The organism is Mucilaginibacter sp. KACC 22773 (genome assembly GCF_028736215.1).
Taxonomy (GTDB): domain Bacteria; phylum Bacteroidota; class Bacteroidia; order Sphingobacteriales; family Sphingobacteriaceae; genus Mucilaginibacter.
On sequence record NZ_CP117883.1, the window covers coordinates 2632529 to 2645888 of the forward strand.

Sequence of the window (13360 nt, forward strand, 5' to 3'; positions counted from 1 at the left end):
TTATAAAATGGAAAGAAGAGAATTTATAAAAACCGGCGCTATTGCCGCAGCCGGCTTCAGCATCTTGCCGTCTGGTAGTTTGTTTGCATCTGCACCGGCCAAAGTAAGGCTGGGTTACATTGGCGTTGGTGCCCGCGGCATGAGCCACATTGCCGAAGGTTTGCTGCGCGATGATGTAGAAGTAGTAGCCATTTGTGATACCCAGGAGCATTCACTGAAAATTTGCCGCGAATACATAGCCAAAAAGGGCCATGCCCCGGTAACGGAATACACAGGTGGCCTGGATGCCTACAAAAAACTTTTAGACCGTAAGGATATTGATGCAGTCATCATAGCCACACCTTGGCAGTTTCACCATCCGCAGGCTATTGATGCCATGAAGGCCGGCAAATATGTGGGTTGTGAAGTTATTGCAGGCTTGACGGTAGATGAACACTGGGATATTGTGCATACCTCCGAAAAAACAGGAATGCCCTATATGACATTGGAGAATGTTTGTTATCGGCGGGATGTAATGGCTGCGCTAAATATGGCACGCCAGGACCTTTTTGGCGAGATTATCCATCTGGAAGGCGGTTACCAGCACAATTTAAGGCCGGTATTGTTTAACGATGGTAAAGGGAGCTACGGTAACAGAGGCGTGGAATATGGTGCCAAAGCCTTAAGCGAAGCCCAATGGCGTACCCAGTTTAATATAGATGTGGATGGCGACATCTATCCAACCCATGGCGCAGGCCCTTGTATGCATTACGCCAATATCAACGCGGGTAACCGGTTTACCAACCTGGTATCTTTTAGCTCAAAAGCACGCGGTTTGGGGGCTTACATCGAAGAATTGTCGCCCGGCCATCCCAACGCTAAGATAAATTATAAAAATGGCGATGTAACTACCACCATGATCAATTGCGCCAACGGCGAAACGGTATTGCTGAGCCACGATACGCATTTGCCGCGCCCGTATTCATTGGGCTTCCGCGTACAGGGAACAAAGGGATTGTGGATGGATGTAAACAAAAGTGTTTATATCGACCATAAATCAAAAGAGGATGATTCCTGGGATCCCGCACAACAATGGTTTGATAAATACGATCACCCGTTGTGGAAAAAATACGAAAAAATGGCCGAAGGCGCCGGTCATGGCGGGATGGATTGGTTTGTATTTAACGCCTTTATCGAATCGGTAAAAAATAAACGCCAAACGCCTATTGATGTTTATGATTCAGTTACCATGAGTGTTATTACGCCATTATCAACCAAATCCCTTAAAGAAGGCAATGCAAGCGTGGTCTTTCCTGATTTTACAAAAGGTAAATGGAAAGATAGGAAAAACAGTTTTGCCCTGGACGATAGCGGATTTTAGATATGTGATGATGTCGCCGGTTTATTTAAGCACCCTAATTGTCAAGTGCACAGCCTGGCAATTAGAGTGCTTTGAGTTGCTAAAGTGGATTAAGGTGGATGTGGCGAACATGGTATCAATAATTTTACCTTTTTTAGGTTCCAAAAGTTATAACATCTTTATAATAGATTTTAATTTTTGATAGCTTGCTTTGCGTATTAGTGATTGCACGAAATCAAATTTACCCAAAGCCGGTATTCAGAAATTATAAGTTCTAACTAAAATGAAAAAACAATTTGCTGCCATTATTTTACTGTTAGGCAGTTTTGCTGCTTCGGCACAAAAAATACCTTATACCAATTGCGAAAAATGCTGGCTGCCCGATTCATTAGGAAATCACCGGGTGGTGTTAAGTTATACCGGCCCATCCTCGGGAATAGCCATTGCCGATATCCCTTGGAGACGACGCGACGCCAACCCGCAGGATAAACGCATAATTGTTGTTGATGCGAAGACAAATATAAAGATCACCAATGTAGAAATGAATGATATAACCCGGGAAAAAGGGAAGGTTTATTTTGAACCAACCTCTGGAGCTGGCACTTACTACGTTTATTATATGCCTTACAAAAACGAAGGCCGTTCCAACTATCCAAAGGGCGTATATTTAAAACCCGAAAAAACAGCATCTGAAGATTGGATGAAAAAACTATCTACGAGGGATGTTTTCATTGGCGCTAAGGTTAAAGAGTTTCAGTCCATAGATGCTTTCAATAGCTTTTACCCAATGGAGGTGATTGCCACCAAAGCAGAGACTGACGCTTTGATTGGAAAAAATAAAAAAGAGGACTTCCTGGTTTTCCCGGAAGACAGGTTAAACGCTATCCGCATGACCAAATATTTGCCGCAGCAATGGATAGAACGCGGGCCGCAAAACAAATATACAGGCGTAGCTGCCCGTGGCGAAAACTTCGCCTTTCAGTTGGGCGTTTACGCCTTGCAGAACATCGAAGACGTAGAAGTTACGTTCAGTAACCTCACCTCGCCGACCGGCAAAATCATCCCTGCTTCGGCGTTGTTTTGTATCAATACGGGCGGTACCACTTATGATGCTAAACCGCTAACCAAAACCGTAAATGTAGCGCAGGGCGAAATACAGGCTTTGTGGTGCGGCGTTAACGTGCCCGTTTCGGCGTTGCCCTCAATTTATACAGGAAAGGCAACTATCGTGGCGGATGGAAGAGCTGCTAAAGTTATTACGATATCCATAAAAGTAAACAACAAAATATTAAAAGACGGCGGCGTAAATGAGCCTTATAAAATGACCCGCCTGGGTTGGTTAAATTCAACTATGGCGCAGGAAAATACGGTAATAGCGCCGTACACCCCATTAACAGTTGATGGCAATACCATTAGCCTGCTGGGCAGAAAGGTGGAGGTAAATAAAGATGGGTTCCCTAAACAGGTACAAACTTACTTTACACCCGAAATGACGGAATATGCCACCACACCTAATAACTTACTCACCGAAGGCATTCACTTCCATTTTATAAACGCTGCCGGCAAAAAAATTAACCTGAAAAGCCAGGGTGTACAATTTGGTAAAAAAGAAGCCGGTACAGTACAGTGGACAGCGGCAAGTGCTAATGATAGCCTGCAAATGGATGTATCCGCATCGCTGGAGTTTGATGGCTTTATGGCCTATACGGTAAAGGTGACGGCCTTGCAGGATGTAAGTTTAAAGGAGATAAATATGCATATCCCCCTTAAAAAAGATTTTGCCAAATACATGATTGGCCTCGGCCAAAAGGGAGGAGATCGTCCTGAGAATTTTGAGTGGAAATGGGATGTGGCCCATAAAAACCAGGATGGCGCCTGGGTTGGCAATGTAAACGGCGGTTTGCAATATTCACTGCGCGATGAGAAATACGTTCGTCCGCTTAATACCAATTTCTACCTGCAAAAACCATTAATCCTGCCATCATCATGGGGCAATGATAATAAAGGCGGTATCAAAATTGCCTTTGATGGCAAAGCGGTGCTGGTAAACAACTACAGCGGCGAACGGAATTTGAAAAAAGGAGAGGAGTTGTACTACAACTTTACCTTGCTTATTACCCCTTTCCATACCATTAATACCGATTTTCAGTGGGCCACCAGGTTTTATCATGCTTACAAACCCATTGATACCATTAAGGCAGCAGGTGCAAGCTTAATAAACATTCACCATGCTACAGCTATCAATCCGACTATCAACTACCCTTTTATCGCCTGGCATAAAATGAAGGCCTATGATGATTCGGCTCATTCGGCAGGATTAAAAGTAAAAATTTACAACACCATACGCGAACTGTCAAACCACGCTTATGAAACTTTCGCGCTCCGCAGCCTTGGGCACGAAATTTATTCGCCAGGCAAAGGTGGGGGCTTCAGCTGGCTACAGGAACACGTTGGCGACGATTACATTGCCGCCTGGTTTGTTCCCGAAATTAAGGATGCCGCCATTATTAACAGCGGTATGAACCGCTGGCATAACTACTATGTAGAAGGCATGAACTGGCTTACCCAAAACGTAGGCATCGATGGTATTTATTTAGATGATGTGGCCTTTGACCGTGTAACTATGAAACGTGTTAAACGCGTGCTTACTAAAGACGGGCATCCTGGTATAATTGATCTTCACTCGGCCAATCAATACAACAAAAGTGATGGTTTTAATAACAGCGCCAACCTGTACATGGAGCATTTTCCATACCTGAACCGCCTGTGGTTTGGCGAATACTTTGATTACGAAAAGAACGCCCCTGATTTTTTCCTGACCGAAGTGAGCGGTATTCCGTTTGGCCTAATGGGCGAAATGCTACAAGGCGGCGGTAATAAATGGCGTGGTATGGTTTACGGCATGACCAACCGCATGCCCTGGAGCGATGGCGCCGATCCGAGGCCGATATGGAAAGCCTGGGATAACTTTGGTATGAAGGGCACCAAAATGATTGGTTACTGGGTTGATGATAACCCGGTAAAAACCGATAAAGCCAAAGTCCTGGCAACCGTTTACAAAAAAGCAGGTGCGGCAATGGTATCTATAGCCAGTTGGGAAGAAAGTGATACTGATTTTAAACTAATCATCGATTGGAAGAAACTGGGAATCGATCCTGCAAAAGCAACCATCACAGCGCCGGAGATTAAAAGTTTTCAGCCTGCTAAAACGTTTGGTTTGGATGATAGGATTCCGGTTGAAAAAGGAAAGGGCTGGTTGCTGATTATCAGGTAAAACAGGCCGATAAAAAACAACGATTGCCACTGGTAGCAAATGTATACCGGTGGCAATCGTTACTATTAAGGAAGTACGAGTGGATGTTTATTCTAACGTTGTAAGTAAGAATAGAGTAAATCTCATATATCTTAGTTATTACCGGCTACTTCCTATTTACCAGTTATCTTAAAGCTGGCACTTAGCTTTTCGTCGGCCGAGTTACTGCCCATAATCAGCTTATAATCCCCCGGATAAAGCTTCCAGCCGTGCTTTTGCAAATCCCATTTTTGTAACTCCTTAACCGGTATTTTTATGGTTACCAGTTGCCCGTTTCCTTTGCCAACGCTTACTCGTTTAAAGCCTTTCAGCTCTTTAATTGGCATCCTGTCTAAATTTGGATATTTAATATAAGCTTGTACAACTTCATCGGCGTCCATATTGCCCGTGTTTTTAACTTTAATAGTAATACTGATGGTATCTTTGGCCGCATATTGTTTGGCCGGTGCGGAAGCGGCCTCGTAACTAAACGAAGTATAGCTTAGGCCAAACCCGAATGGATATTGTACAGCGCCCCCAAAGTAACGGTAGGTACGGCCTTTCATACTATAGCTGGTATATTCCGGTAAATCCTTAACCGAATTATAAAACGTAAGCGGCAGGTGCCCCGACGGGCTTATCTTCCCAAAAACAATGTCTGCCAAAGCGTTTCCGCCTTGCTCACCGGGATACCAGGCATATATGATGGCGTCGGCATATGGTGCTATGGCGGCTACATCCACATCGCTGCCGGCAGTTATTACAGCAATGATAGGTTTCTTTACACCCTTACGCAATTCTCGCATAAAGGCTATTTCGCTTGCAGGCAAACTCAGGCTCTTTTTATCGCCTCCGGATTCGGCCAGGAAGGCATCCCCGGCTTCACCCTCCAATACAGGTGATAAACCTATTACGGCGATGGTTACATCGGCATTGCCTGCACCCCAGATACCGCCAAAATGGGTAGTGTCGCGATAATCGCAGCCCAGGTCATATTCTACACGGGTGCCCTTATCCACATTGCCGGTAATACCTTCTACAAAGTTTACTACTTTGCTGCTCACACCATGATAACTGCCAACCATCGCATCTAATGCGGCCGCATTGGGGCCTAACACCATAAAGCTGGTGTATTGGCCTTGTTTAAACGGGAGTATATTGTTATCGTTTTTTAGCAATACCATACTTTGTTGCGCAACCTTACGGGCAAGCGCAATATGAGCATCGTTGTGGATGCTATCGGCACCGTAATTTTTAAATGGAGCCGCACCGCCATCGTCAAAAAAGCCTAATTTGAACTGGGTTTTTAAGATACGGGATAGTGCTACATCAACTTCTTTTTCTGTTAACAGCTTTTGCTGTACAGCCTTCACCAGGTCGCCCTGGAAAACCGAGGAGCAGTCCAGGTCGATTCCGGCCTTTATACCCGCGGCCGCCGTTTCAACAGCTGTCGGGATGGTTTTGTGAGCTAAAAAAACATCGTCAAGTGCACCGCAATCTGTAACTACATGCCCTTTAAAGCCCCATTCGTTCCTTAAAATATCTGTTACCAGGTTTTTATTTACAGAGTTTGGTACGCCGTTGATACTGTTATAAGCTGTCATCACAGATTCTACACCAGAGTTTACCAATGCGTGGAATGCATACAGGTACGTTTCGCGCATGTCTTTTTCATCAACAATAGCATCAAAAGAATCGCGGGTAGCTTCGGGGCCGCTATGCGCTGCAAAATGTTTGGCGGTAGCTGCCGCCTTCAGGTAACGGCTGTCTTTGCCCTGCATCCCGTGTACAAATGCCGATCCTATGTGCGCGGTCAAAAACGGGTCTTCGCCGTAGGTTTCCTGCCCGCGTCCCCATCGTGGATCGCGAAAGATGTTGATGTTGGGTGTCCAAAAGGTGAGGCCCATATACTGCAAACGGCGCCCTAATGATGTGGATAAGTTGTATTTGGCCCTTGCCTCGGTCGAGATCGCATCGGCCACGGAATCAACCAGTTTTTCATTAAACGTTGCCGCCATACCAATGGCCTGCGGAAATATGGTGGCATCGCCGGCGCGTGCCACGCCGTGTAGGCCTTCGTTCCACCAGTTGTATGCAGGTATATCTAAACGTGGTACTGCCTTGCTCCTGTAGCCCAATAAGGATACCTTTTCTTCTAATGTTAATTTAGCTATCAAATCCTTTATTCTTGTATCAATCGATTGCGAAGCATCTTTATAAACAGGCGTATTTTGCGCCAAGGTAGGTAACGACGATAGTATTAACGCGCAGCCCGCTAAATAGGCAGCACTTTTTTTCATGATGGGATGTGTAATATATTTCATTAGAAGGCAGATATTTATGAAGATAGATGAGTCTTATTTAACAAGTGGCAATATACCAGCTTTTTTTATTTTGGTGATAATGGCGTTTCCAACTTTTTTCCCTTGTGCGTTGCCATTTTCTATGCTTTGCATATAATGGATGCCGCCATAAAAGCGCGACATAGATGCTTCTGCTGCTGCCTGGCGGAATGACTTGAAATCGCGCTGGCCGCTGCCAAAAGGAATCTCGGTATTATCGGTATAGGCAAAATTATCGCCCAGCAAGTAGGTTAGCATTTCGGCCGATGCGTTCGAGATAACGGCGTGTCCGCTGGTGTACTCCGGGAAAGGCGGGGTTTGTAAAACAGGCTGCCATTTCACATCCATGTACCGGTTAATAAAAGTTTCGGGGCGAATTCTGTTACTGGTAAATTTCTCCTCCCAGCAGCTGATGAAGGCATCCATCAGTGTAACGCCCACTAAGGTTGTTACCTCGATGGAATGGTCAAAATCAAGCCCTGCCTGGCGGGTTACCAAACCAGTTACGTGCATCCAATGCCCACCCGGACTGATCTTTTTATAGCCAATAGCCATATGGCCGGATGTGGTGATGGCAAATGGGTTGCAATCCCAAAACAGGGCAATGTTAATTTGCTCTGTCGAAAGATGTTTTGACACGTCGTAAACAGCCTTTACCTGTTTATAAAATGCCGATGAGGTATCTTTACTAAATGGGATTAGTGGAGCCGGCTTGTATTGATTGGCCGAATCGATAACCATTGTGCGGATGGTTTTCCAGTTGGGTTCCAGGGCTTCAAAATATCCCGGCGGGGTAGGGTACCATTTACTTTCGTCTTTTATAGGGGTATATCTTTTCAACGCACTCAACTGGCTGTAATGGTCGGTTTTTGAAAACGCGACAGAGGCCGCTGAAGCTAACTTTGCTACTTTAATTGAGTTTTGAATGACGGTTGAATCTACATTTGTTTTTCTAAGTAGCTGTACAAAAGCGTCCTGATCATCAGTCATCATAAATCCGGATGGCAGCAGTAGTTTGGCAGTTTCCAGAATACTGTAAAAAGCAGCAATTTTATAGTCGTATTTTAAGCGGATAGTATCCAGGCTACTGTTAGCCTTATAGTCTTTGATGAATTTTTGCAGTTCGGGGATGTTTTTATTGTTGGCGGCTACAATATTATAGGCCCCCAGCATTACATAAGCGTAATAGCGCGCGGCAACGGGAGGGCCAACCACATCATGCAACATTACCATGGTTACCGCGTTTACTGCATGATCTGGCTGCAAATAATCAGGGTAATTATTATTAGTATTTTGAGCGTAGCATTGCTGTGTTATCAACGCGCAAAATATCAGGAGCGATTTTTTTAAGTAATTCATTATTCTTTATAAAATTGAAGCGGCCCGTCGCTTACGCCTATCAGTAAATATAATGTATTGTTGATATTGATCTCTACTGCCGATTTTACATCGCCCGTTACCGACAGGCCCGATGTTGGCTGATTTACATATGTAAAACCGCCTTTGCCGTCGCCTTTTAGCAAGCAGCCATAATTTGCATCTATGCTGCCAATTTTCAGGCGATTATCCGAGTGATTACCTAATAAAAGAATATCGGTATGCCCATCGTGATCAAAATCGCCTGTCAGAATCTGGCTGGCAGGGGCAAACTGGGCTTCTGTTGGTAAGGATATTGCCGCGAATTTGCCATCAATATTGAGGTACAACGTTGTCTGTATATTATTGATACTCAATTTTCCGGCTTTGGTCATATTATCGGCACTAAAAATTTCATTAATAGTAGCATCCGCATACATTTTGTACGAGTTAAATTTGCGGCGCATAGGGTAAATCTGCTCATTTAACTCGTCGCGGCTTACAAAGGGGTAGCTTTTACCCTGGATATAAAAATTGAAAAACGGGTCGATAGAACCGTTGCCGTCCACATCGGTAAAATACATTTCGGCGGGCTCTTTGTCTGTGGCTTTAATCTGGGTATTTAGGCCAAGATTACCGGCTATCAGGTCTGGTTTGCCGTCGCCGTTTACATCGGCAAAGGCAATTTTGTTCCAGAATCCTTTTTGCGGGGTATTAAAATAATCTGCGGTTTTATTGGTAAAACCTTCTTTAGTATTGATGAAAATGGTTACCGGCATAAACTCGCCGCATAAAACCAGGTCTTTACGCCCATCATTATTAAGGTCAATCCATTGGGCATCTGTTACCATGCCAATTTTATTAAATGATGCAACGGCGGTGGTAAACTTACCTTTGCCATCGTTAACCAGCAAATAGCTTTGCGGTTCCAGTGGGTATTGGCCTGGTATTACCCGGCCACCTATAAACAAGTCAAAATCGCCATCACCATCAAAATCGCACGCTTTTACTACCGATTTGCTGTTGGCATTCATTACCGGCAGGGCAGTAGGCGATAGCACAAACCGGCCATTACCCTCGTTTATATAAAGTTCGTCCTGTAAATCGGCAGTGTTGGGTTCATACAACGAATAACCGCCTTTTGCAACGTACAAATCGGCTTTACCATCGCCGTTGGCATCAAAAAAAGCGGCTGCCGCTGTTGTGCCGATGTTATCTATGCCGCCCCGAATTATGTCTTTAGCCAGGTACTTGCCGCCGGCCTGTTGCAGGTATATTTTGCCAGGGCTGTCCTTTTCGCCGCTTATAAATAAATCTTCCAGCCCATCACCGTTTACATCGGCTTTGGTAATAACCGGCGCGGTTTTGGAGTACATGAACAGCATCAATAACTGGCGTTTAAAATCGTTCAGTGTAATTTCTTCAGGTTTAAATTCAATAACGGGCTCGGCGCGTTTAAATATGGTTTTCTTAATTTCGGTAGTTTGCCCGGAAAATTTTCCGCTTGGATCATATTTAACAGTAAGCAACTGATTGGCATTTACATCCTTTAGTAACTGGGTGGAGTTATCCGGCCAGGTAACCCGGATAGAATCAACTTTCTTCAGATCGCCTAAACCAAAATTCAGCGTTGTTGATACGCATGATAAATATCCCCGGTTTGGGTTTACCTCCTGGTATTGGATATTTTTGCCGTTATACACGCTTACTTTAGCGCCTATGGCATTAGTGTTTTTGCCTGTACCTTTTAATTTTACCGCAATGTACGAAGTGTTGTTAGCCTCGCGGCTGGTGTTTTGGTAGATGGATGCCGGCTGGTTGATATTGTTTACTACAAGATCCAGGTCGCCATCGTTATCCAGGTCGGCATATACTGCGCCGCTTGATATATTTTGCTGGTTGAGGCCCCATTCTACCTGTTTATTAGTAAACGTAAGGTCACGATTGTTTTTGAAAATATAGTCGGGCACGGCGGTTGAAGGCATGGCCATCACCAGGTCCATCAGGCGGAATGGCTCGCCAGCCATTGCTTTTTTTATCTTGTAATCGCCCCAGTAGCGTAAAAAATCTTTGTTGGTGTAGTCCCTTAAATATCCATTGGTGATAAAGATGTCTTTGTATCCATCGTTATCGAAATCGGCAATAAGGGGGCACCAGCTCCAGTCGGTGTTTGATACGCCGGCCAGCTGCGCTATTTCGCTAAATGTGCCGTCGCCATTGTTTAGCTGCAGCATATTACGCATATATTGTTTGTAAAGTCCCTGGTTTTGCATCAGTGCAAAGGACTCGTAGTTTTCTTCCAGTTGAAGTGATTTTTGCCTGTGGTTATCCTCGGGCAGCATATCAAGGGTCATAATGTCGGGCAGGCCGTCATTATTAAAATCAGCAATGTCAACACCCATCGAAAAGTGCGACATATGCCTCAGCATTTCTTTTGATTTTTCGGCAAAAGTTCCGTTGTGGTTATTAATGTAAATGTAATCAGGTTCGTTGTAGTCGTTGGTTACATAAATATCGGGCCATCCATCCTTATTAATATCGGCAATGGCCACGCCCAGCCCAAAGGTGAGCGGGTTTTGCACTATCCCGGCCGCTTTTGATACATCGATAAAATGCCCGTTATCATTGCGGAATAATTTATTGCTGGCCAGATCATCTGTTTGATCTTTATAACGGGCCAGTTCCATGTTATCAATCTTTTTAATGTTATGGTTCAGCAGGAACATGTCCAGGTCGCCATCATTATCATAATCAAAAAAAACGGCCTGGGTACTGTATCCCGGGTCGGCTAAACCGTATTCTTTCGCTTGTTCTTTAAATTTGTTATTACCCTGGTTTATAAATAACTGGTTACTACGTGTTGCATTATCGGTTTTGCCCGAGTAGCATACATAAATATCCAGTAATCCGTCGCCATTAACATCGGCCATGGTAACACCGGTTTTCCAGGAATCGGGCCGACCGCCAAGGTCGGGGCTGGCATCATTGGTTATGTCCTTAAACTTCATATGCCCCTGGTTCAGATAAAGCTTGTTCGGCTTCATATTCCCGGTAAACATTAGGTCGGGCAGGCCATCATTGTTAATATCGCCAACCGCTACACCGCCACCATTATAAAAATACTCATATGATAACACGTTGAGTGATTCGGTCTCGTTGATATCATTGCTGAATTTAATATTGGTTTCTTTGCTATTCAATAGCTTGAATAAAGGCTGCTGAGCGTAGGAGGGAAGTGCCGAAAAACTAAACGCAACAGTTGCTAAAGCGGGTAAACCTACAAACCGTTTTAAGAAATATGAATTAAACAGGGACATAAATACTTTAATTAAAACTCATGTTTTGGGTACACAGTTCTAAAAAGATTGTTAAACAATGTAGCGGTAGTAAAAACAAACAGGGAGGCAATATTGCCTCCCTGTTTGTTAGAAAATTTAATTTTATTTATCCCAATAAATTCTTGAGGTGAAGCTATCTCCACCGCTTAACTTAGCAACCGCGGCAGCGTAATTTGCACCGTTGGTTGAAGGTAAGGTAACCGGATAATCACACCTTCTTGGTATGTCCGTAGCAAACTGATTTGAGTAAGACACTTTGGTCAAAACAGGGAAGCCAGATCTCTTCCAGTTATTCCAGTTTTCGTTAAAGTTGAATACTGTTGCAGTTTCTACATAATATTCCATGTTGATTTGTTGTAACTCGGTACCTGCTACTAAAGGGTGAGCAGCAACATAAGTAGTTATAGCCGCAGCATCAACAGATGTAGTGCCAAACTGACTTAATGTTTCCATATCAGCCTTAAGGGCATTTGCATAATGAGTGGCAGCAACACCAGTTGCCCAGCCTCTAAAGGAAGCTTCTGCCAATAATAGTTCGGTTTCGCCGTAAGTTAACAGGAAGTTATAGCGGTTACGATCATCATATACTGCAAATTTAGGACGTGAGTATTTACCAACAGGTGCTGGTGCATCGCCCGAAACAGATGGATCAGCCGGCGAAGTGCCAGGATATCCCGGAGCTTTTGAAATATCAGTTGAGCCTCCTTTTAAGTCGTAACCGTTTGGCATACCAAATTGTAAAGCATAGGTACTTACACCCGCTGCCTTGGTTTCATTGGCCGCTTTACCTGTTCCGGCCGAAATTTCGGCAACAGCGCTAACGCGTGGATCTGCAGTGCTTTTCATATAATCGATAAGAGTTTTACCCCATCTAACTTCCCTGAAGTCATCTGTAACCAATAATGCAGCAGCATCTGAGTTGCCGTTACCATTGGTGTAGTCGGCTTTCACTTTAGCGTTATCCGCAATGCCAGCCATTGTACCGCCTGCATAAGCTTTTTCAGCATATGTTTTAGCTGTAGCAGCGTCAACCTTGGTTAAACGCATTGCGGCACGTAGCATTAATGAATAACCCAATTTTTTCCACTGGGCAACATTGCCACTATAGAATAAATCGCTTGTTGGGCCCGCTTTTGTAGCATCTAATGCAGCACATGCTTTATCCAGTTGACTAAGCATTGAAGCATAGATATCTTTTTGTGAATCAAAAACAGGTGTGAAAATACCTGTTTTTGCCTGGCCTTCCTGTGAAAATGGGATATCGCCGTAAGCATCAGTAACACGCTCTAACATCAATACACGTAATATTGTACCGCAATTGTCAAGGTTAGCATATTCTGCCTTACCTGCAACCAGGTTTTTCATTTCGTCTATCAGTGTAGTTGCACTATAACCATTGTTCCATGTGCGGGATTTATAATCCTGGAAACTGCCCGATGCAACATATTTATCACCATTACCATAATAATCATAGGTTGACGCAAGAGCCTGAGACCACATACTTTGAAATAACAATTGGTCATATCCTGTATTTGAAAACTGGATTTGTGCCTGTGCCATTAAAAAGTTTGGATTGAACAAGTCGGCACTTACCTTGGTGGGATTGACGTTAACCTGGTCAAAGTTTTTTGAACAGCCTGCAAAAAGCGTAGCCCCGGCAAGCAAAAAACTATATATATATCGTTTTTTCATC

General features: G+C 44.1%; 6 protein-coding genes. 2 read left to right on the top strand and 4 right to left on the bottom strand.

From position 1 onward, the window contains the following. Positions 1-7 precede the first annotated feature (7 nt). Together PQ469_RS11240 and PQ469_RS11245 are read left to right on the top strand one after the other, a co-directional pair. Entirely contained in the window at positions 8-1360 is a 1353-nt protein-coding gene (locus PQ469_RS11240; RefSeq protein WP_274213051.1) for a Gfo/Idh/MocA family protein, read from the top strand. A 262-nt stretch (positions 1361-1622) separates the two neighbouring features. Then, a complete protein-coding gene (locus PQ469_RS11245) occupies positions 1623-4613 on the top strand; it encodes a glycoside hydrolase domain-containing protein (protein WP_274213052.1) in 2991 nt (996 codons plus the stop codon). A gap of 152 nt (positions 4614-4765) precedes the next feature. Here the strand turns inward: PQ469_RS11245 and PQ469_RS11250 are convergent, their stop codons facing one another. The 4 genes from PQ469_RS11250 to PQ469_RS11265 all read right to left on the bottom strand — a co-directional run bounded on the left by PQ469_RS11250 (position 4766) and on the right by PQ469_RS11265 (position 13359). Beyond that, positions 4766-6931, bottom strand: a complete 2166-nt coding sequence (locus PQ469_RS11250) for a glycoside hydrolase family 3 N-terminal domain-containing protein (RefSeq protein WP_274213053.1) — start codon at positions 6929-6931, stop codon at positions 4766-4768. 57 nt (positions 6932-6988) lie between these two features. Further along, a complete protein-coding gene (locus PQ469_RS11255) occupies positions 6989-8332 on the bottom strand; it encodes a vanadium-dependent haloperoxidase (protein ID WP_274213054.1) in 1344 nt (447 codons plus the stop codon). Continuing rightward, positions 8332-11646 (bottom strand): VCBS repeat-containing protein, encoded by a 3315-nt coding sequence (locus PQ469_RS11260; RefSeq protein ID WP_274213055.1) that lies wholly within the window; start codon positions 11644-11646, stop codon positions 8332-8334. The genes PQ469_RS11255 and PQ469_RS11260 overlap by 1 nt, the downstream gene beginning before the upstream one ends. A 123-nt stretch (positions 11647-11769) precedes the next feature. After that, a complete protein-coding gene (locus PQ469_RS11265) occupies positions 11770-13359 on the bottom strand; it encodes a SusD/RagB family nutrient-binding outer membrane lipoprotein (protein WP_274213056.1) in 1590 nt (529 codons plus the stop codon). Between the last annotated feature and the right edge of the window lies 1 nt (position 13360).

Coding starts and splice junctions, on each gene's coding strand:
- PQ469_RS11250 (WP_274213053.1), bottom strand. CDS start 6,931: ATGAAAAAAAGTGCTGCCTATTTAGCGGGCTGCGCGTTAATACTATCG.
- PQ469_RS11255 (WP_274213054.1), bottom strand. CDS start 8,332: ATGAATTACTTAAAAAAATCGCTCCTGATATTTTGCGCGTTGATAACA.
- PQ469_RS11245 (WP_274213052.1), top strand. CDS start 1,623: ATGAAAAAACAATTTGCTGCCATTATTTTACTGTTAGGCAGTTTTGCT.
- PQ469_RS11265 (WP_274213056.1), bottom strand. CDS start 13,359: ATGAAAAAACGATATATATATAGTTTTTTGCTTGCCGGGGCTACGCTT.
- PQ469_RS11240 (WP_274213051.1), top strand. CDS start 8: ATGGAAAGAAGAGAATTTATAAAAACCGGCGCTATTGCCGCAGCCGGC.
- PQ469_RS11260 (WP_274213055.1), bottom strand. CDS start 11,646: ATGTCCCTGTTTAATTCATATTTCTTAAAACGGTTTGTAGGTTTACCC.